Here is a 21,747-nt window from a genome sequence, read left to right on the forward strand (position 1 = left end):
AAGTGTCTACGGACGCAATAATGAGCGCGCCTTGCCAAGCATGGCTAGATAAATTTTTACTCCACCTGCAGGTAGAAAGAGGGCTCTCCCTTCATACTATCAAAAACTACAGGCGCCAACTTGCTGAGGTTGCTACGCTACTGAATCTTGACGAATGGTCTGGTCTTACCCCGAGCGACATAAAGCGGGTTATGGCTGATGCCAAAATGTCGGGACATAGCCCTCGAAGTATTGCACTGAGATTGTCAGCACTTAGAACCTTCTGTCAGTATTTAATTGATCATAAGCAGCTTTTTAGCAACCCCGTAGAAGGCATTCAAGCTCCTAAACAAGGGAAACCTTTACCGAAGCAGCTAAGCGTAGACTTAATGCAGCAGCTACTTAATGCGTCACCTTCAAGCAGCGACGACGATGAAGGCATGCAGTTAAGAGATATTGCTATGTTTGAACTCATGTATGGTTGCGGACTTCGATTAAGCGAACTGACCGGACTAAACTTAGCTGACTGTTTAAAAGACGGTACGGTAAAAGTAATGGGGAAAGGGAGCAAACAACGCATACTCCCCCTGGGCCGACATGCCCAAAAAGCATTAAATGCATGGTTAAAAGTGCGGTCAGCCTACGCGTCACCCTACGAAAGTGCCGTATTTGTGAGTAAACGTAAAACCCGCATCTCCAACCGGCAGGTAGCGAATCGCTTAGATAAAATGGCACAAGAACAGTCTCTGTCACAAAAAGTAAGCCCTCACAAACTGCGCCATTCTTTTGCTACGCACGTATTAGAATCCAGCGGCGATTTGCGGGCGGTTCAGGAGCTGTTAGGCCATGCTAACTTATCAACGACACAGGTCTATACTCATCTCGATTTCCAGCATCTCGCTAATGTCTATGACGCAGCTCACCCGCGCGCACACAAAAAATAAAGCTTAAATAAGGTTTATCCATGCAGTTTTTTAGGTCTATCAACCACATCGACGCCATGACATTCGACCTTGACGACACGCTTTACAATAACGACCCCATCATTCGTCGGGCCGAACAGGCACTTCAGGCGCATATTGCGCAATACCATCCTGAAGCGGCTAAGTTAACGTCGCAAGACTGGTTACAACTGAAACGTGCCGCTATAGCCAAAGATAGGCGCCTGGCCTCAGATATGGGGCAGCTAAGACGGGTAGTATTGACGGCCGCGTTATCGGGCACTTCTGCCGACAAACTCGATGTTAAAGTAAACAATCGCGGTGAATTAAGCGATGCTGTAGAGGCCTGTTTTAATTGCTTTTATGACGCCAGAAGCAATTTTGACCTTGCTGACGATGTACATCATGTACTTAAAGCACTTAGTAACAAGCGACCTCTAATAGGTATTACGAATGGCAATGTTAACGCGCAAAAAATAGGTATCGAGGGGTATTTTGAGACCATCCTGCATGCCAGTACAACTCGCCCCATGAAACCGGCTCGTGAAATGTTCGATGAAGCCGCAGACCACCTAGGCATAGCGCCAAAACACATCCTGCATGTAGGCGACAACCTTATTAAAGACGTGAAGGGGGCAATAAACGCTGGCTATCAGGCGGCTTGGTTTGCGTGCAACAGGCAAATGAAGTTAGCTAATGAACCGGTGAGCGTGCTTCCTCACATAGCATTAGATGACCTTAACGAATTAACTTACTTTCTGTAAATATTGGGGTCAGAGTACTTTTCATTTTTACAAAAGACGAACGGGAAAATGTACTCTGCCCCACGATTTTAGTTGTCTTCTAGCACGTTTTGGCGCATGGATTCACAGGGGCTTTGGCAAACCGGCCTTCCCACTACTTTCGCCGGCACACCCACTACCGTGACATGAGCAGGAACGCTATTGAGCACAACGCTACCTGCGCCGACTTTCGAACCTTCACCTATTTCGATATTGCCTAAAATCTTTGCGCCAGCGCCAATTAACACGCCTTGGCGAATTTTAGGATGGCGATCGCCCGATTCATTACCGGTACCACCAAGCGTTACACTTTGCAAAATAGACACGTTGTCTTCAACCACCGCGGTTTCACCCACCACTATGCCCGTTGCGTGGTCGAACATAACACCCTTACCTATTCGGGCTGCAGGGTGGATATCAACGCCGAAACTGGCTGAATTACGGCTTTGCAAAAATAGCGCGAGCTGATGGCGACCATGTACCCAAAGATAATGTGCCATGCGATGAACTTGTACCGCGTGAAAACCTTTAAAATGAAGTAAAGGCGTGAGGTAATCATTAACTGCCGCATCGCGCGCTTTGATAGCAAGAATGTCTGCAGTAGCAGCTTCACTGATACTAGGCTCTAATAAATACGCTTCGTCAAAAACTTCACGAATCGCAATAGCAGGCATAACGTCATCGGCCATTTTGTTTGACAAAATAAAGCTCAACGAGGATTCAAAGTTATGGTGCGCAAGTACACTGGCATGCACATAACTGGACAGCAAAGGTTCGTTTTCTGCAACAACTTGCGCTTCTTGTTTCAGCGTCGACCAAAAGTCGATTGGCGTGGAAAGTGCGGTCATGAGCATGTTCCATTAAAATAAAGGTGTCACGTACTGTAAGTTTGGTTTGTTAGCCGCCGCTAAACAACATTAACCTACGATTGAATGTTGCAATGTAAAATAAGTAGATTCAGGCCTAGAGTTTACCTGAGTTTGATATGACACAATACCGATGTGATACCGCGGAAGCGTCTAATTCGATCAAACTATCTTATTAATTTGTTATAGCAAAGGCCTACAAGATCTAACTGCAGCAATTTGCGACAATCACGCTTAATGCCTTTCTCGAGTAGTTATGTGTGTAAGGAAAAAACATGACCTTTGCGTCAGTGATAGAAAACTGGACTGTATAAATTCACAGTCAGGTGGCATAATAACGGGTTGCTGTAAGAATAAAACTATCAACCAACAGGTACCACATTATGGATGTATCTCGACTGCTAGACGAGCTTAACGATAAACAGCGTGAAGCAGTAGCAGCCCCATTGTCTAATGCTTTAGTACTTGCCGGCGCAGGTAGTGGTAAAACCCGCGTTTTAGTGCATCGTATTGCGTGGTTGATGGAAGTCGAAAACATCGCGCCTTTTTCAATATTGGCCGTTACGTTTACTAACAAAGCGGCCAAAGAAATGCGCGGCCGTATAGAGTCATTAATGGGTCGCAGCCTACACAACATGTGGATAGGTACTTTCCATGGTCTTGCACACCGCCTGCTGCGCGCTCATCACGCAGAGGCAAATCTTCCGGAAAACTTCCAGATTATCGACTCTGACGATCAGTACCGGTTAATTCGCCGAATTCTGAAAGCCATGAACTTAGATGAAAAGCATTGGGCCCCCCGCCAAATTCAGTGGTATATCAATGGCAACAAAGACGAAGGATTGCGTCCTCAGCATATTGAGACACACGGCGACCATATTCAAAAAACGATGCGTGAAGTCTACGCGGCCTATCAAGATGCCTGCGACCGCTCTGGTTTAGTTGATTTTGCCGAACTGTTGTTACGCGCACACGAATTGTGGGCCAAAAACCCTGAGGTACTCGCTCATTACCAACGCCGTTTTCGCGCGGTATTGGTCGACGAATTTCAAGATACAAACAACATTCAGTACGCGTGGCTTCGCATGTTGTGTAGCGGTGGTACTAACAACATTATGATAGTGGGTGACGACGACCAATCTATTTATGGCTGGCGTGGTGCAAACGTAGATAATATTCAGCACTTTCTCAAAGACTTTGATAAGCCCAATACCATTCGTCTTGAACAGAATTACCGTTCCACTGGCAATATTCTAAAGGCCGCAAATACCGTCATCGACAATAATACGGGCCGTCTTGGTAAAGAGCTATGGACCGAAGACGCACAAGGCGAGCTTATCTCTGTGTATGCCGGTTTTAACGAACTGGACGAGGCGCGATTTATCGTTTCCAAGATTAAAGACTGGCTTAATCAAGGTAATGCCTTAAGCGATACAGCCATTCTTTACAGAAATAACGCCCAGTCGCGAGTTCTGGAGGAAGCGCTTCTTCATGAAGGTTTAGCCTACCGCATCTACGGTGGATTGCGTTTCTTCGAACGCCAAGAGATTAAAGATGCCTTGGGCTACATGCGGATGGTCAGCCATCCACATGACGATGCCGCATTTGAGCGGGTGGTAAACACGCCAAGTCGTGGTATTGGTGAAAAAACTCTCTCACAAGTTCGCGACACCGCACGCGCGCACAATTGTTCAATGTGGCAGGCTTGCCAGTTACTCATTAACGAAGGTGGGTTTAAAGGCCGAGCATTAAACGCAATGCAAAGCTTTGTGCTGCTCATCACAGAACTTGAGCAGGCCACAATAGACGCCCCTTTGGACCAGCAAGCTGATAAGGCGATTAAGCAATCGGGTCTATATGCTATGTATCAAGCTGAGCGTGGTGAAAAAGCGCAAGCCCGAATAGAAAACTTGGAAGAACTTGTCACTGCGTGTAAAACGTTTATCGTACCCGACGAAGCTGAAGAAATGACGCCACTTGCGGCGTTTTTGGCTCACGCTTCTCTTGAAGCCGGCGAGACGCAGGCCGATAAGGATCAAGACGCGGTGCAAATGATGACTATCCATACCGCAAAAGGTCTGGAGTTCCCACTTGTATTTATGGCTGGTGTTGAGGAAGGGATGTTCCCGAGTCAAATGACTAACGATGAACCTGGTCGAATGGAAGAAGAGCGCAGACTTTGCTATGTTGGAATGACCCGGGCAATGCAGAAGTTATATATCACTTACGCCGAAAGCCGTCGACTGTATGGCCAGGATAAGTATCACACTGCTTCTAGGTTTATTCGCGAAATGCCAACGGACTGCGTAGAAGAAGTTAGATTAAAGTCTACGATATCGCGACCGATACATAATCGTTTTAGTCAAGCAACGTCACATGCGAGTTTTGAAGAAACGGGCTTTAGTTTAGGCGAACGGGTTGTTCATCGTAAATTTGGTGAAGGTATTGTCCTTAACTATGAAGGCAGTGGTGAGCACGGCCGAGTTCAAGTAAACTTCGATGAATTTGGCAGCAAATGGCTAGTACTTGCTTACGCAAAGCTGGAGAAAGCGTAAATTTTAAACGTGGCAAGGCAGCCTTTATCTAAGTTGGAATGTATGCAGCAACACGTGCTGATCATCGAAAATGGTGAAGGCAACCTTGAACTCATCGCGAAGCTCGTTCGCCGTGCGGGTCTTACGCCCGTTGGCGCGACGTCGCTGACGGAAGGAAAAGCGCGGTTTTCTAAAAACGTACCCGAAACGTTTTTGTGCGCTATTGTTGCATATTCACTTCCCGATGCACCTAAAGGCGAAGCTATCGACTTTGCGGTGGACTCTTTTATTCCAACTATAGCCACCACAGAAAGCCTGGACAATGCGATTCGCGATAAAGTACTTGAACGAGACGTAGTCGATTATATTCCCAAAGAAAACTCACAGAATTACGATTACCTAAACCGCCTTATTAGTCGCCTTGAAAAAAACAAGTCCACCGGCGTAGTGGTAGTAAGCACTAATCGAGTGCTGCGTACGAGAACGGTTTCATTGCTGCAGCGCCACAACTTTATCGCTTTTGAATGCTTAACGGCCACAGATGCCATGCAATGCTTGTCTGAGAACAACAATGTGCGCCTTGTTATTACCGACAATACCCTTCCCGATATGACCGGAACACATTTTGTCGCCAGTTTGAGAAAAGCATTTTCAAAAGAACAGCTTTCAATAATGGGCATAGCCGGAGGAAAGGGCATGCTCATGTCAGCCCACTTTATCAAAAGTGGCGCCAACGACTTTCTTCGTGTGCCCTACTGTCACGAAGAGTTCTTGTGCCGCGTGATGCAAAACGTTGAGTATATTGAGAGTGTGGAAGAAATTCGTCGGGTTGCCAATACGGATTATCTGACAGGCTTACCCAACAGGCGTCACTTTTTCTATATGCTTACGGTACAGCACCAAAACTTATCTGACGCTCACGCCCTTGCCCTTATCGATTTGGACTTTTTTAAGTCCATTAACGACACCTACGGACATGACGCCGGCGACGTTGTATTAAAAGCCATAGCGGCACTGATTGAGTTTTATTTTCCAGACGAAATCATATCTCGATTTGGTGGCGAAGAGTTTTGTATTTATATGCCTTCCACACCGCTTGACGAGGCGTGCGAACGCTTAGAAGATTTCAGAAAGGTCGTCGAAGCAGAAGTAATTCAACTTCCTAAAACCAACATAAAGGTTACCTGTAGTATTGGGGTAAGCGGTGCCCACACCCAGCGAGTTGATAAGCTATTGAGCTTAGCGGACAAGCAGCTTTACGCAGCGAAAAATAGCGGCCGTAATCAAGTGAAGTGTGAACCACCTGACACCCCCGACCAACAACAAAACAAGCTGTTTTAACGATTTAAACAGCGCACTCCACTGACCCATTCAATAACCTGTAAACTACGCCTCTTTATACTGATACCAGCGGACTGGTACTATTGCTCAACTGCAGTTTTTCTGGCCTGACGCTGATTGCGATAGTTCACCAGCGAGTCTGCGCTAAACAAAACAAGTGCCACCCATACAAAGCCGAAAGTCACTAATCTCGACTCCTCCAACGGTTCACCGTATAGATATACGGCAAGAACAAACATGAGGGTTGGCCCGATATATTGAAAGAAGCCCAATGTTGAATACATTATCCGTCTTGCTGCAGCGGTAAAACATAACAATGGCGCCGTGGTTACTATACCCGCGGCCATGATGAGCATGTTCAAGGTAACGTCGTTATTAAATAAATTGCTGTATTCAGAGCCGAAGAAAACCCAGTAAATAATCGCCAACGGCGATAACATTAAGGTTTCTATAAAAAGACCTGGTAGTGAATCTACCGCGACTTGTTTTCTAAGTAGGCCATATACGCTGAAGCTACCGGCGAGCACCAACGCAATCCACGGCACGTGACCGTACGAGAAGATGAGAATGGCTACGCCAATAACGGCAAGCCCAACAGCAACACGCTGAAGGTTACGCAGTCTCTCACCTAAGAACAGTCGACCTAAAAAGACATTAATTAACGGGTTAATGTAATAGCCCAAACTCGCGTCCAGAAGATGGTCGTTATTGATGGCCCAGATAAACAGAAGCCAATTTGCCCCGAGCAGCAATCCGGCAACAAACAGTATTTGCATTACCCGCTTGTTGCGAAACGCGGCCCCCACTTTAGGCCACTGCTTTAACCCGGCAATAAGCGCAATTAACAAAATAACTGACCAAATCACCCTGTGCATCAATATTTCAGCGGCTGGCAATACCATCAGCTGTTTAAAGTAAACAGGCGCTACGCCCCACATACTGTATGCGGCAATAGCACAGATTACACCGATCTGAGCGGCACTGGCTTGCTTTGACAAGGCTGACTCCAAAGGCATTCAAGGTAATAAGGCGCGTATTGTTTATCAGGCTCAACAAATACACAACCTTTACTGCTTTCCAATAAGGATAAGACACCGATTGCTGTGTAACATCGGTGGTTTTTTAATAAGGCCACTTAGAGCAACGTGACCTTGCGGACTGGTATTACGCTAACAATGCAGCGTAATAACGTTGTTTAAAGTAAAAACAACGTTCCCAAACCGAGAAACGCTACAAAGCCTACGATATCGGTTACCGTTGTAAGGATCACTGAGCCTGACAACGCAGGGTCTATTTTAAGCTTATCAAGAATAACCGGTACAAATACCCCCGCTAGCGCAGCGGCCACTATGTTAAATAGAATGGCTAAACAGATAACCAAACCCAACATGGCGTCGGTAAACCAAAAATAAGCAACCACGCCTATTACTAACGCCCAGATGACGCCGTTCACCCCACCAACTTTAAGCTCTTTCACCATCAGTGCACGCAAGTTAGCGGGGGTCACCTGCCCCAAGGCCAAGCCGCGTACAATCAACGTCAGGGTTTGGCTACCAGCAATACCGCCCATACTTGCAACTACAGGCATCAATACGGCAAGCGCTACAACCTGTTGTAGTGTGCCTTCAAACAAACCAATAAACCATGAAGCAAGGAATGCTGTGAGCAAGTTAATACCTAACCACAACGCTCTGTTTCGCGCACTTTTAGCCACCGGCGAGAATAAGTCTTCGTCTTCATCCATACCCGCCGAAGCCATCACTTGGCGCTCGTAAAATTCATTCACCAACTCACTGGCTGACGTTACATCCAAACGGCCAAGCAACTTATTATTTTCGTCGACCACGGGTAACGATGCCAACCCAGAGCGCTGCACAACAAGGGAGGCGTTCATTGTGTCGTCAGCCCCCTGGATAGTGGTCACGTTCTCTTCTGATAAGTCGAAAAGCGACACGTGGTCCTGCGCGGTAAAAAGATGACTGATCTTTACTAAAGCTGAAAACTGTCCAGAACGGTTGACCAAAAAAATACTGTCACAGTGCTGTGGCACTTCTCTTCTAAGTAAACGCAACCCTTCTCGCACCTTAGCATTAGACGGCAAAACGAGCTGTTCGTGGTTTACCCAGTGGCCTATTTGATTATCGGGAAACTGAGTCGCCTCCCTAAAATATTTACGCTCTTTGGAGTCAAGAGACTCATAGGCCATGTCGACCAGGCGTTTAGGCAGTGAATCAAGAAGCTCTAGTAAATCTTCAGCGTCGATACCCGCAAAGATAGACGCCCACTCGTCATGCGGCGTATTGTCGATAAGAATTTCACGGGGGTCGCTTCGCATTTCAACAAGTACATCGAGCTTGCGATCACGGGGAATGCCCTCCCATACCGCCAAACGTTTTTCGACGGGCAGTGCTTCTAAAAGTGATGCGATGTAGACCTCGTCTTGTCCGCTAAGCGCGGCCAATAGCGTTGCCGGATCATCACCCATACTGTCAGTGACAATCTCTTGAATTAAATCTGGTAATGGCTCAGCCATGCTACACCCTCCTTTGATACCACTGACATCACGCGCACTCGTCGAATTTATTCGAGCTTTGAACATATTATCATGAAAAAACGCAATGACATGACTGTTCATAACTTGATGTTATAACAATCACAGCCCCTGAACATTTTATTATCTCGCGTTCAGGTACCTATTCACTGTTTTGACCAAACGTAAGCGTTAGTTCAGTACACAGACTATACCCAAACGTCCAAAGTAGCGTGAGCATGATTACTGACACAGTTTATAGTTTAAGGCAGCCCATGAGTTGAATAATAAACCACCGGCATTAAGCACTTTGGGAATGTGATATGCAAAATTATCGCTGAATTTTAGTCTAGTTTTTGCAATTGCCCCGTGAAGACATCGTCAAAAACGCGTAAAATCCAGCGCCATGACAACTGCAATAGCTTCATCAGAATCCGAACCTCAAACGCAAAGCGCTAAAACACCAGAAACTATCTTAAAAGATGTCTTTGGTTATGACGCATTTCGCGACGGTCAGGGCGAAGTCATTCACCACGTATGTGAAGGTAAAGACGCACTCGTTTTACTCCCCACTGGAGGGGGTAAGTCGCTGTGCTACCAGATCCCTGCTCTGGTGAGAAGCGGTACGGCTATTGTCGTTTCTCCCCTTATTTCATTAATGCAAGATCAGGTAGAGCAACTTAAAGCCTTAGGTGTGAAAGCGGCGTACCTCAATTCTACCTTAGAAGCAGATGAACAGGCTCGTATTAACGATGCACTGCAAGCAGGCAAGCTTGACCTTCTCTACGTGTCGCCTGAACGCCTGATGCAATATTACTTTCAGCAGTCACTGTCCCGCGCTGATATTAGCCTGTTTGCTATTGATGAAGCACATTGCGTATCGCACTGGGGGCATGATTTTAGGCAAGATTATCGCGCGCTCGGACAAATAAAATCTCGGTTTCCAGACATTCCTGTTATCGGATTAACCGCCACGGCGGACACGGCAACTCAAGCTGATATATTGACGCAACTCAACTTACAAGCACCATTGGTTTACAAAGGCAGTTTTGACAGACCCAATATTCGCTACCGAGTAATGAGTAAGTACAAAGCCTTCGACCAAGTGGTAGCGTATGTGAAACAACAAGAAGGCAGCGGCATCATTTACTGCAATAGCCGAGCAAAAGTAGACGACCTACACGCCAAGCTTTTCAGGCAAGGTTTTCGCTGCGCTGCTTATCATGCAGGCATGGATAACGACGAGCGCGAACTGGTTCAGCGTCAATTTCTCAATGACAAGGTAGACATTGTGGTCGCTACCGTGGCTTTTGGCATGGGCATTAATAAGTCTAACGTTCGCTATGTTGTTCATCACGATGTGCCCCGCAGTGTAGAAAGTTATTATCAAGAAACCGGACGCGCTGGTCGAGACGGGTTAGAATCTGAAGCGTTGCTGCTATTTGATGAGAAAGATGCAGCTCGCGTAAAACAATGGATTGAGCAAGGCGAAATTGCCGAACGAAACCAAATTGAGTTGCAAAAATTCGCAGCCATGGAGGCATTTTCAGAGGCGCAAACGTGTCGCAGACAAGTGTTACTCAACTATTTTTCTCAATTTAGCGACAGCGCCTGCGGTAACTGTGATATTTGCCTTGACCCGCCCAAGATGATCGACGGTTTAGTCATCGCGCAAAAAGTCTTGTCCTGCGTACTTAGGCTGTCACAGCAAGCGGCCAGTCAATATGTTATTGATGTGCTGCGAGGAAAGCAGTTGCGTCGAATTCAAGAAGCTGGGCATCACCAGCTCTCGACTTATGGCATTGGCAAAGACAAGTCAGATAGCTATTGGCACAACATTATCAATCAGCTGGTACACAAAGGCCTTATTCGTGTCGACATTACAGCTCACGCGGCACTGCGATTAACCGAAGCCGCGCGACCGGTGCTAAAGGGTGACGTTGCGGTTCAACTTGCCGTACCACGGCTTGAATTTAAGCCTGACAAACAAAAAGCCAAACAGGCACCCGCCAATTACGACCGAACGTTGTTCACCCGGCTTAAACATTTGCGTAAAGTGCTGGCGGAAGAAAACGAAGTGCCACCGTATGTGGTATTTAGTGATGCCACACTCGTTGATATGGCTTGCAGGCTACCCACCACGCGTAACACCATGTTAGACGTGAGTGGTGTAGGCCAAACCAAGCTAGAGCGATACGGCGACGCCTTTATTCAATTAATTGATGACTATATTAATCGCGAACACTAGCGGGAATGAAAGGCACCTATGCGTATGCGTATTCGCCGCCTTTCTCTAATGCTGCTTTGTAAGCTTCTCTTGCGTGTACGCGCTTAACATAGCCTTGTATTGCGCTGAAATCTTTCGCTCTACCGCTCGCCACCAGTGACTCCAACGGGAAAATCATTTGAACATCGGCGCCAGTAGGCTCGTCACCAGCAAACCACGTATTTTTCGATAAATAAGATTCTACATAACGTAGGCTCTGCGCTAAGTTAGGGCCGTAATACGCATTTAAAATTCCGTCAATCAGCTTGTTCGTAATCGGTTTTATAAAAAATGGCTTAGACCCTTTTTGACGCGCTTTTTCTAGCACCAGATTCGCAACAAGGGGCGGCATAAGAGACCCTTCTGCGAAATGAAGCCAAAACCAATACTGCTGAAGTGCTTCAGGGTCTTGTGGCACAGAAAAGGAGTCGGTAGCGTGATGACGCACAAGATATTCAACGATAGCGCCAGATTCAGCAATGGCACCGTGGGGCGTTGAAAGTACCGGAGAGCGACCTAGCGGATGAACTGCTCGCAATGAGTCTGGCGCTAAGTTTGTTTGACTATCTCTTTGATAGAATTCTATTTTATACTCTACGCGTAGCTCTTCAAGTAGCCAAAGTATTCGCTGTGAGCGAGAGTTATTTAAATGATGTAGTGTTAGCATACCCCGTCCTTAATGCGCTTGGATTAACGCTGTTTTTATTGTGTTGTACTATATACAGTTATAACTGCTAGCAGGTTTACATACACCTATAAATTGACAGAACTATGCAACCTTTTACTCTTTATGATGTTCAGCAAAACGCAAAAATCAGCGGACAAAGCGTTGAAATTTGCCTTGAGCTTCCCGCCACGCCACTGAAAACCCACCAGTGGCTAGCGCATTTTTGTATGCTGTTTAACTTCTCGGCGTCCGAGTCCGACTGGGGTGCAGATCGCTTTCAAACCATTCTTACCACCAAATCTGACGACACGGGTTTTCAATGCATGCTATGTATAGAGTGGCTTTGCGAAGCAATCTGGCTAGAGCCTATCGGTACACAACAATCCGCCAATACTATTTTTGATTATATTAATACCAGTCCGCATAGATAATTACCCACTCAGCGGATTGGTATAACCGTGCCTAAGGCCTCTTCGGTTCCTTTGCTTTGTGTTTGGCTTTTGAGCCTGACTAGTATTATTCTAAAGATACACAATGGGTTATCGAATATCGCGGCAAAACGTTTTGCTAAACGAGTGATCCCATATCGAGTGCTGAAAGGAATTAACGCGTGGTAATAGCCCGGTATACAAAGTACGCAGCAGCTTTGCTCATTAGTTTGATAATGACTTGCTGTAACGCGCTGGCAGGCAGTCAACTTGTAATCGATGAGTCTTTTGAACGCACTATTATTAATCAACATGCAGAGCTTTCTCTTGCTCCTAACAGTGCCACCTATTTTGATATTCTAAACGGACATTCATCAAAGCCATCGTTGTCAGGCTCAAAAGCGCATGAGCAAATATGGTACTCAACCAAGCTTCATCATTCTGGCTATAGCCCTATCCCGCTGGTTCTTAACATAGAAAGGCTTAACGTTGACGACCTGCAAATTTATTTACTCGACAGCAGTCAGCGCATAATTAAGTCTTATCGCTATCAAGCCGGAAAAGGCGACTTTTCGCTAAAACAGCCCATCCCCAACATACGAATGGCGTTTACGCTGCAACCTTATCAAGATGCTCAGCTATTAATTTCCGTTAACGACAAGGGCCTTAAATACTTCCCAATTGCTCTGTGGGAAAGAGACGTGCTAGCGCAGCACGACACAAACATGTTGACGTTGCTCGGAGCGATATTTGGGGCGCTAACGGTTATCGCGTTTTATTACTTATTTTCCTATTTGAATCAGCGTATACCCACCCGCTTTTGGCTCACCATGGCCACCCTGGTTATCATTGCTTTACTGTTTATTACAGAGGGTGGGCTCGCACTTTGGCCTAACCTGACTAATGCCAGTGAAAACTTTTACGCCGTATGCCTTGGCATGCTTTTACTTTGCGTCGCGAAGGTAAACCACCATCTTTTTACACGGGTTCCTTTGGTATTACGGCTCGTTAACTACACCTTACCTATTGCAGCAACGCTCTACTGCTTGACCACGAACGCCTACAACACCACCCTCACTTTGTTACTGCTCACTGCAGCTATGGGTCTTTACCAGGTGGCACTCGCGCTGGTTTTCAAAGACAACCAGAGCCGTATCGTCAGCACGACGTACATCCTTGCATGGTTGTCGTTTTTCGCATTCTACGCATTAGTGACGCTCACGCTTTTCAGTGACCTTGTTTACACCGTTGGGGTGACTATGGGTATGTTGATATTCGTCATCCTTGGGTTCCTGTGTTTTGGATTTTCTGTCATCGCTAAGGAGCAAGCGAAAAATCAGCACAAACTATCAACGCAGGCAGCAACCATTGCTAGCTTGAACCACTTTTACGATTTATTCAGAAACTCGGCGGAAGGTCACTACACGTCAACGTGGGAAGGAAAGCTAATATCCGTGAACCCCGCCATGTGCAAAGTGTTTGGCTATGAGAGCGAGGATGAAATGCTTTTAGAAGCAGTGAACACATCAACGTTTTATGCGTCACCTGAAGATAGGCAAGTTTTATTAGGCAAGGTGTCTCAGCAAGGCTTCGTTACTGGAAAGGAAATTCGTGGAAAACGCAAAGACGGCAGCGAGTTTTGGTTCTCCTTATCTTGTCAAATGAGGGAAAGCGAGGAAGGCAATTTTCTGTACGGCTCCATTATTGATATCACTGAGAAAAAACAGTCTGACCTTAGTCTTCAATATTTGGCCACTCACGACTCGCTAACAGGGGTATACAACAGGCGTCAGTTTGAAACCCTCTTTAGGGAAAAAGTGAGCGCACAAAATGACATTCCTGTTTGCATGCTTTTTATCGATCTAGACCGTTTTAAAGTGGTCAATGACACATGCGGGCACAAGGCTGGTGACGTGCTAATCAAAGACATTTCGCGATTAATCGAAAACACCCTCACGCCTGATGCACAAATTGGCCGACTAGGTGGGGATGAATTTGGCATTATATATTCCGCACTCAGCGCTGATGAGGTATGCCAAAACGCAGTCAAAATATTGAATGCGGTGCAAGCATACCGATTTATGTGGGACAACCGCATTTTCAACTTAGGCGTCAGTATAGGTATGGTGGTTTGCGATGATAGCGAAGTGACCCCGGGACAATACATGAGCATGGCAGATGCCGCCTGCTACTTTGCGAAAGAACAGGGTAGAAACCAAGTTCACAGATACAACAAAGATGATGAAAGCATGCAGCGCTATCAGCGCGAGCTAGATTGGGTATCATCCATTAACAATGCGTTAGAGGAAGGGCGTTTCGAGCTTTACTATCAATCATTGCGCCCCCTAAATAAAACCAGCGACGGGCATTACTACGAAGTGCTATTGAGACTTCGAGAGAAAGACGGCGCGTTGGTTGAACCCGCGAACTTCTTACCTACCGCTGAGCGCTTTGAAATGAACGTTAACGTAGATAAGTGGGTCGTAACCAATACGTTTAAATGGTTATCAGAAAATCCTGAACACCTATCACAATTAAGGCGGTGCAGTATTAACCTGAACTGCCACTCTCTGGCAGACAGAGACTTCACATTATTCATACTGAACGCCTTCGAAACGTTCAATATTCCTTATGACAAAATTTGTTTTGAAGTCATTGAGTCTGTCGCCATTATTAAAATGGATGACACACTCGCTTTTATGCGTACGTTCAATCGCCTTGGCTGCTCTTTTGCATTAGATGATTTTGGCAGTGGCTTCTCTTCGTACAGCTATCTCAAAAGTTTGCCGGTTAGTCAGGTAAAGATTGACGGGATGTTCATTAAGGATATGCTTAACGACAGCGTCGATACAGCGATGGTTGCCTCTATCAATGATGTCGCAAAAGCAATGGGTATGCAGACCGTCGGTGAATTTGTCGAAAATGAGGGCACGATGGCCCAATTGGGTAAAATGGGAATCGATTTCGCCCAAGGGTATGGCGTTGCCAAACCGGCTCCGTTACGTGACTTTCAGCCCTTGTAATAATCATTCTTAATGGGCTTTATGCGAAAAAAGTGATAGCTGAAGCGTCTACGCGCGTATAATGCTAATCCGCATAGATAATTAAATGATAGACTTGCAAAAAAAGAAGTCATCCCCACTTAATGCCCACTGTCTAAAGTGTAGAAGTAACATGAGTAGCAAACAGCCTAAATACGAATATGTCAGTACCGCAAAATTACCTACGCGTATGGGTGATTTTAAAATACACGGCTTTGTCGAAGCGAGCGGCCAAGAGCACGTCGCCCTTTCCTATGGCGAATGGAAGGAAGAAGACGTCGTTCCCATTCGTATTCACTCAGAATGCTTAACCGGCGACTCGTTATTTAGCACGCGATGTGACTGCGGTTTTCAACTAGAAAAAGCCATGCAGAATATTGTCGAGAATGGCTACGGCGTATTGCTATATTTGCGACAAGAAGGGCGCGGCATCGGCCTGTTAAACAAAATTCGCGCCTATAACCTTCAAGACAGCGGCATGGACACGGTGGAAGCAAACGAGCACCTTGGCTTTGATGCAGACTTAAGAAGTTATGACATCTGCAAACTTATGCTCGACACACTGAACGTGAAACACGTTGAGCTGATGACCAATAACCCTAAAAAGTTGGCGGCGCTAAAAGCATTGGGCATCGATGTAGTAGGCAGAAAGCCAATAGATCACGGCATCACCAAAGACAACAAGCACTATTTGAAAACGAAAACAGAGAAGTTAGGTCACGCATTCGACCCACACGTCTTTAAATAGCACGTCTGCTATAAAACTCTCTAAAGCGCCCATGTTTAACATGGGCGTTTTCTATTCAGCTTCGGTTAATCATAGGTTGGTTATAACGTATACAGACTTACCACATTGCGCCTAGCGAACGCCTTTTGTCGATAGTGCAATGTAAGGAAAATGTATGAAAAACATAGCCTTAACTGTGATAGTAGCGCTTTCAAGTGCCGCGACACTTCCTGCACTGGCGCAAACGAGCGCAAACGTGACGCAGATCGGCGCGTCAATTGAGCAATATTCTGATGCCCAACTCGACAGCGTGCTCGCCCCGATTGCGCTTTACCCAGATACTCTGCTTACTCATATTTTAATTGCGTCTACTTATCCGCTAGATGTGGTGGCTGCCGATCGCTGGCGTCAAAGCAATAAGCACCTAACGGCTGAACAAGTAGAAAATGTACTTACCAACGTCGATTGGGACCCAAGCGTAAAGGCCCTCGCCCCTTTTACTGATTTGCTAAACACCATGGCCAGCGACCTTGAATGGTTGCAGCAACTGGGCGATAACGTGCTCATTGATCAAAGTCGCGTGCTCGACCGTGTCCAGGTACTTCGACAGCATGCGCACAATACCGGCAATTTAGTGACAAATGACTACATTGAGGTAGAAACCGAGCGAGAAAAAACCCGAGAAATAATCTACATAGAACCTCGCCAACGAGAAGTCGTCTATGTGCCCTATTACGACCCGCATGTTGTCTATGGCCATTGGTGGCATGCAACCTCACCCGTGCGCTGGCGTCATCACGTTAACTACCACCATCATAGCAATGTATTTTGGTCGCCTAGCCTTCGCCTTTCTACGTTTTTCTTTTTTGGCAGTGTTCACTGGCACAACCGCCATGTAGTGATACACCGAGACCCCGTGCGTCGCTATTATCATGGGAGCCCCAGAAAACGCGTGAGTAACCGCGAGTATCGTCGATGGGAGCACAACACGGTGCACCGCCGAGCACGTTATTCTAATCATGTAGTGCATAGCGCTCCTTCACGCTACGACAAAGCGGGGGCAATGCGAATAAAGCCTCTGTCTGATAGGCAAGTAAGGACAATGGATTCATCGCCTCGCTATAATGAAAAGTACTCGGGTGGGTCCGTATCGCGCACCGGTGATAGTAAGCCTATAAAACGAACCATTGAACCAAAGAAGGTCACAGCACTTCGAGAACATCGCGTTAAAACCCAGCAAGGCACTGTCAAACACAAACCTTCTATTGAGCACGCACTTAAGCGTAATCAAAAGATAGCCAAAAACAACAAACCTACAAAGGAAAGCACGTTAGCACAGTTAAAAAGAGACAAGCCTGCCAGACTCTCGCCTAACTCAAAGGTGCATAAGCAGGTTAAGCAAAACGCTGGCGAGCGACGATTGCCTGAACACAATACCGGCAAAGGGCGTGTAGAAAGAGCTAGCCCTGTACAGCGTTCAGTAGCGAAGGCGAGCAGTAAGCCTATGCGAAGTGAGCGCAATAGCAACGACTACAAACGAAGCAACCATAGTGGCTCGCAAAAACAAATAGCGCGAGAAGGGCGAAGCGTTGCCAAGGGTCACTATGAAAAACGTTAACACCACTAACAAAGGCGCTGCAAGGATTGCTCGCCTTTGAATACCACTTATTGGCTAATAGGCTCATCTATTGTTGGCGACTTCATGCACCTTCAACAGCGCGTCTACAAACCGCAAAGGGGAGCGTTCATCTAGATTAAAATACAAAGAGGGTTCAATAAGCTCCAGTTCCATAACCGCCCACTGGTTGTTTTGTTTCACCAAATCAACGCGGGCATAAAGGGCATCACAGGGCATCGCTGCAAGCGCCTTTTCTGCGATAACGCGTTGAGCACTGTCCACATTTACCGTGTGCAAGCTTCCACCGTGCTCTTCTTGCACGCGAAAGTCCCCTTTCTGAGGCACTTTTTTAATCGCATGGCTCAATGCACCGCCAAAATAAAATAATGAGTACTCTCCTTCTTCTACAATGGAAGAGAGGAAAGGCTGGATCATGAAGTGCCGCTGTTCAAAGGTCTTAGCTAGGAGAGAGGCGCTTTCTGACCAACTCTCGCGCTTAAGCCTAAATGTGTCGTCAGCATTTGCACTCAAAACAGGTTTTATGACTATTGCCTCACTGTCAAATTGTTCAAACGCACTGTCTATAACATCGTTATTAAACGTGGTTTCCCATCGTGTATCTACAATGGGAACCCCTTCACGTTTGAGGTCCTTCAGATAGTACTTTTCAATGTTCCACTGCATCAGCGCCAGCGGGTTTAACAAGGTTGCTGTTGATGCATCTATCTCTTTCAGACAATGAAGGAAAGCCTCTGCGTGTTGCTGATAGTCCCAAGTACTTCGCACGATAACATAGTCAAACCGGCTCCAGTTTTCAGTTGTTTTGTGCCATGATACCGTGTCTACTTTCCAACCTTGTTGATTGAAATACGGCACCAATAATTCGTCATAAACGAAAAAGTCTTCAAGATTGTCTGTGGAAAGAAAAGCGACTGATGGCATGTGACTCTCCTCGAGAGAAAATAGCGTCATAGCCTCCAAAAAAAGACGACTAGACAAAAGTTAAATGGTTAAAAAACGCCGGTTTACGTAAAATAGCGAAAATTAGCATAGATCGAACTTCTAACCTACAATTTCAGTTCACCTACTTGTCGGAGAATGACATGCAGTACCCTTGGCTTCTTGATGGACACAAGATTTTTCGAGTAGTGATCATTGTTCAGCTTATTATTGCTGTGGCTATTGGTCTTTTTACCGGGGAATTATTGCCTGCTTTCATTTTCGGCGTGCCGATTGCTGCCGTTCCCTTAATATTGAGCCTTCAAGATCCCTATTCTTCACTAAGCCGACACGCTATGGCAATTGGCGTTCAGTTGCTCACGGCATTACACATTCACCAGTCTTTTGGCTTAATTGAAATTCATTTTGAAATCTTCGTGCTGCTTGCGTTTTTATCGTGCTTTAGAGATTGGAAAGTCGTTGCTACCGGTACGGCGGTGGTGGCCGTTCATCATATCTCATTTTTCTTATTACAGGCCGGTGGCGCATCGGTGTTCATTTTTGAAGAAGGTCATGTCACTTTCCCAATCCTGCTGATGCATGCGGCTTTTGCATTAGCGGAAGGCGGCGTATTAATGTACATCGCTAGACAGAGCCATCAAGAGGGCGCGGGCGCAGCAGAATTACGTCTAGCTATTGAGTCCATGCAAAAAGACAATGGCAAGCTCGACTTAGGTGTAGCGCTCAATCGCAAGCATAAAATCGTCAGACCGTTTGCCGATCTCATAGACCAAGTCAGAGCACTCGTGGAACTAGCGTCAAACCTTACCGATGAGGTGGTGAGTGGATGTGGAAAGATGGAACTTGCGGCTAATAACATGTTCGAGATAAGCCGTAATACCGATCAGGAAATTGCCATGGTATCGGCATCGTCTGAAGAAATTGCACAAACTATGCAGCTTTCTACTGAGCAAACTACCCTTGCCAGTGACAAAGCATCTTCCGCTGAGGCTTCATCACGAAGCACTCGTGACACCATTTCTAATACAAGCAGTACCATCGACTCACTGCGCAACACGTTAAATGCAGCTGCGCAGACAAATTCAGCGCTAAACGAACAGTGTGCTCATATTTCTGAGTCTATGCGCTCAATTACGGCGGTGGCAGAGCAAACGAATCTTCTTGCGTTAAACGCAGCCATTGAGTCTGCGCGTGCAGGTGAACATGGTCGTGGTTTTGCCGTCGTGGCCGATGAAGTTCGCACCTTAGCAATCCGCTCTAAAGAAAGTGCAGACCAGATTACCAGTATTACCGAACAATTGGTTTCGCAAACAGCGAGCTCAGTTGAGCAAATGCAGAGATGTATTAAGCTTGTTGATGAAGCTGTAATTTCTAGTAACGACGCTACCTCAGCAATGACCGGGATCATGCAGCAAATTCGTGATGCAAGTGAGAGCATGACGGAGATCGCAACGTCGGCGGTAGAGCAGGAAACGGCGTCAGCCTCTATTGCACAGAGTACCGCACGTCTCAGCGAATTTACCTCTCAAGAGCTTGCAACCGCAGAGTCGCTCGCCCAAGAAGTTGAGATGCTATCACAGATTTCAAAACGCATGCGAAACGCCATTGAGCGTTTCAAACTATAATGTGTAGCCCTGCTTTAAGGCATTAGACACCATGCGCGCGCCATGGCGGTGGACGCTTTTGCTAGTATGGGCGGTGAGTTTACTTGCCGCCCTGTTAGTTTATGGTCAGCGCCAACTGTCTTTATTCGACCCAGACGGCACACTGCTTCACCTTACGACCGCCACTCAATTTGACACACAGCTTGTCGAATTACTTAATCATGAAAACATCAAAGCCGGCTCTATAGTGCATGTAGGCACGGCCTCTCGTTGCTATTGTGAGACCCTTTCCGCGCCTCATCAACAACAGCTTTCTACTCAGCTTGGCAGCCGTTATGAGAGTGTACGCGTGAATCTGGAAGATATTCCAGAGTTACAAAAAATCATACCTGCTGTACCCGCCCTGATTGTTTTGGATGAGCGCAACCATTTGCGCTATTTAGGCCCCTATGCCACGGGATATGGTTGCTTTACCGGTAAGAACCTTGTTCAGCAAGTAGTGAGCTACGCGACACAGTCTCCATACCGTGGCGCAGTGATTAATGCCGACGCTGAAGGGTGTTTTTGCTAACGACTGGCACACATTATGTAACATCATCTATTAATACCCATTACCGCCAGCACTTCACCAAAATATGTGTAGTTTTTACTCGCACACAGCAAATGGCGGAAAGGATTACAAGGAGTCGATGATGTCAAAACACGCTACGCTCTATCGTATGGTCACGCCCAGTCACATCTGTCCATTTGGGTTAAAGTCGAAAGACTTGTTGGAGAGGCAGGGCTTTGTTGTTGACGACCACCATTTGACTAGCCGCGGCGAAACAGACAAGTTTAAAGAAAGTCACGGAGTGAAAACCACGCCACAAACCTTTATTGATGATCAGCGTATAGGTGGTTACGACGATTTACGAGATTACTTTAATTTAAAGCAGGAGAGTGAATTCGGCTCTCGCTATACGCCTATCATTGTTATTTTCTCGCTAGCAGCATTGATGGTCGCAGCGCTAATGATGAGAGGGGGTATTCCCGCTGATGTCATGTCTTTTGTCATGAACTTTATCGGTATTACCATGGTGATTCTAGCGCTACAAAAGCTGCAAGACCTTGTTGCATTCTCAAACCAATTTATTACCTATGATTTGCTAGCTATGAAGCATGTACGCTACGCGTATGTTTATCCCTTTGCTGAAGCATACGCGGGCTTGGGCATGCTCTCTGGGCTACCTGCACTTATGGTATCACCCATTTCTATTTTCATCGGAGCCATTGGCGCAGTCTCCGTGATAAAAGCGGTGTATGTGGATAAACGTGAGCTTAAATGCGCATGTGTGGGCGGCAATTCAGACCTGCCTCTTGGTTTTATTTCATTAACAGAAAACCTGGCTATGCTTGGTGCTGGCTTATATATGCTCTTAACCTGGTTGGCAATTTAACCTCGCCAGCGCTTGTCAGGTATTGGG

General features: G+C 46.4%; 17 protein-coding genes. 12 read left to right on the top strand and 5 right to left on the bottom strand.

What is annotated here, in order from left to right; translation table 11 throughout:
• Nucleotides 1-2: 2 nt before the first annotated feature.
• On the top strand, nucleotides 3-923 hold the full coding sequence (gene xerC / locus GVO63_RS10800) for a tyrosine recombinase XerC (protein WP_159579792.1): 921 nt from the start codon (nucleotides 3-5) through the stop codon (nucleotides 921-923).
• A gap of 20 nt (nucleotides 924-943) precedes the next feature.
• Nucleotides 944-1,684, top strand: coding sequence for an HAD-IA family hydrolase (locus tag GVO63_RS10805; protein ID WP_159579794.1), 741 nt, complete (start codon nucleotides 944-946; stop codon nucleotides 1,682-1,684).
• Between the two features lie 68 nt (nucleotides 1,685-1,752).
• On the opposite strand, the gene cysE is transcribed toward GVO63_RS10805, so the two are convergent.
• On the bottom strand, nucleotides 1,753-2,550 hold the full coding sequence (gene cysE / locus GVO63_RS10810) for a serine O-acetyltransferase (protein ID WP_159492200.1): 798 nt from the start codon (nucleotides 2,548-2,550) through the stop codon (nucleotides 1,753-1,755).
• 401 nt (nucleotides 2,551-2,951) lie between these two features.
• Here cysE and uvrD point away from each other — a divergent pair, with 401 nt between their 5' ends.
• Nucleotides 2,952-5,123 carry a DNA helicase II gene (gene uvrD, locus GVO63_RS10815; RefSeq protein ID WP_159492198.1) on the top strand — a complete coding sequence of 724 codons (2,172 nt, stop codon included), beginning with the start codon at nucleotides 2,952-2,954 and terminating at the stop codon, nucleotides 5,121-5,123.
• 42 nt (nucleotides 5,124-5,165) lie between these two features.
• On the top strand, nucleotides 5,166-6,443 hold the full coding sequence (locus tag GVO63_RS10820; RefSeq protein WP_159579796.1) for a diguanylate cyclase: 1,278 nt from the start codon (nucleotides 5,166-5,168) through the stop codon (nucleotides 6,441-6,443).
• Nucleotides 6,444-6,523: 80 nt separating this feature from the next.
• On the opposite strand, the gene rarD is transcribed toward GVO63_RS10820, so the two are convergent.
• Both rarD and GVO63_RS10830 read right to left on the bottom strand, forming a co-directional pair.
• Complete coding sequence (rarD, locus tag GVO63_RS10825) at nucleotides 6,524-7,441, bottom strand: EamA family transporter RarD (RefSeq protein ID WP_159492194.1); 918 nt, start codon at nucleotides 7,439-7,441, stop codon at nucleotides 6,524-6,526.
• 197 nt (nucleotides 7,442-7,638) lie between these two features.
• Nucleotides 7,639-8,976: a magnesium transporter gene (locus GVO63_RS10830; RefSeq protein ID WP_159492192.1), complete on the bottom strand. Its 1,338-nt coding sequence runs from the start codon at nucleotides 8,974-8,976 to the stop codon at nucleotides 7,639-7,641.
• Between the two features lie 403 nt (nucleotides 8,977-9,379).
• Here GVO63_RS10830 and recQ point away from each other — a divergent pair, with 403 nt between their 5' ends.
• Nucleotides 9,380-11,221, top strand: a complete 1,842-nt coding sequence (recQ, locus tag GVO63_RS10835) for a DNA helicase RecQ (RefSeq protein WP_159579798.1) — start codon at nucleotides 9,380-9,382, stop codon at nucleotides 11,219-11,221.
• Between the two features lie 16 nt (nucleotides 11,222-11,237).
• Here recQ and GVO63_RS10840 read toward each other — a convergent pair whose 3' ends face one another.
• On the bottom strand, nucleotides 11,238-11,906 hold the full coding sequence (locus GVO63_RS10840; RefSeq protein ID WP_159579800.1) for a glutathione S-transferase: 669 nt from the start codon (nucleotides 11,904-11,906) through the stop codon (nucleotides 11,238-11,240).
• A 104-nt stretch (nucleotides 11,907-12,010) separates the two neighbouring features.
• On the opposite strand from GVO63_RS10840, the gene GVO63_RS10845 reads away from it, so the two are divergent.
• From GVO63_RS10845 to GVO63_RS10860, 4 genes are all read left to right on the top strand, one after another.
• Nucleotides 12,011-12,337 carry a hypothetical protein gene (locus GVO63_RS10845; RefSeq protein ID WP_159579802.1) on the top strand — a complete coding sequence of 109 codons (327 nt, stop codon included), beginning with the start codon at nucleotides 12,011-12,013 and terminating at the stop codon, nucleotides 12,335-12,337.
• A 179-nt stretch (nucleotides 12,338-12,516) separates the two neighbouring features.
• Nucleotides 12,517-15,357 carry an EAL domain-containing protein gene (locus GVO63_RS10850; RefSeq protein WP_159579804.1) on the top strand — a complete coding sequence of 947 codons (2,841 nt, stop codon included), beginning with the start codon at nucleotides 12,517-12,519 and terminating at the stop codon, nucleotides 15,355-15,357.
• Between the two features lie 151 nt (nucleotides 15,358-15,508).
• Entirely contained in the window at nucleotides 15,509-16,123 is a 615-nt protein-coding gene (gene ribA, locus GVO63_RS10855; RefSeq protein WP_159492182.1) for a GTP cyclohydrolase II, read from the top strand.
• Between the two features lie 154 nt (nucleotides 16,124-16,277).
• Nucleotides 16,278-17,720 carry a DUF3300 domain-containing protein gene (locus GVO63_RS10860; protein ID WP_159579806.1) on the top strand — a complete coding sequence of 481 codons (1,443 nt, stop codon included), beginning with the start codon at nucleotides 16,278-16,280 and terminating at the stop codon, nucleotides 17,718-17,720.
• A gap of 63 nt (nucleotides 17,721-17,783) precedes the next feature.
• Here GVO63_RS10860 and GVO63_RS10865 read toward each other — a convergent pair whose 3' ends face one another.
• A complete protein-coding gene (locus GVO63_RS10865) occupies nucleotides 17,784-18,662 on the bottom strand; it encodes a RimK family alpha-L-glutamate ligase (RefSeq protein ID WP_159579808.1) in 879 nt (292 codons plus the stop codon).
• A 161-nt stretch (nucleotides 18,663-18,823) separates the two neighbouring features.
• On the opposite strand from GVO63_RS10865, the gene GVO63_RS10870 reads away from it, so the two are divergent.
• The 3 genes from GVO63_RS10870 to GVO63_RS10880 all read left to right on the top strand — a co-directional run bounded on the left by GVO63_RS10870 (nucleotide 18,824) and on the right by GVO63_RS10880 (nucleotide 21,720).
• On the top strand, nucleotides 18,824-20,305 hold the full coding sequence (locus GVO63_RS10870; RefSeq protein ID WP_159492176.1) for a methyl-accepting chemotaxis protein: 1,482 nt from the start codon (nucleotides 18,824-18,826) through the stop codon (nucleotides 20,303-20,305).
• A 31-nt stretch (nucleotides 20,306-20,336) separates the two neighbouring features.
• A complete protein-coding gene (locus tag GVO63_RS10875; protein WP_159492174.1) occupies nucleotides 20,337-20,855 on the top strand; it encodes a DUF6436 domain-containing protein in 519 nt (172 codons plus the stop codon).
• Between the two features lie 121 nt (nucleotides 20,856-20,976).
• Nucleotides 20,977-21,720 (top strand): MauE/DoxX family redox-associated membrane protein, encoded by a 744-nt coding sequence (locus GVO63_RS10880; protein ID WP_159579810.1) that lies wholly within the window; start codon nucleotides 20,977-20,979, stop codon nucleotides 21,718-21,720.
• The last annotated feature ends 27 nt before the right edge of the window (nucleotides 21,721-21,747 follow it).

It is taken from the genome of Alteromonas sp. KUL106 (genome assembly GCF_009811415.1).
GTDB lineage: Bacteria > Pseudomonadota > Gammaproteobacteria > Enterobacterales > Alteromonadaceae > Alteromonas.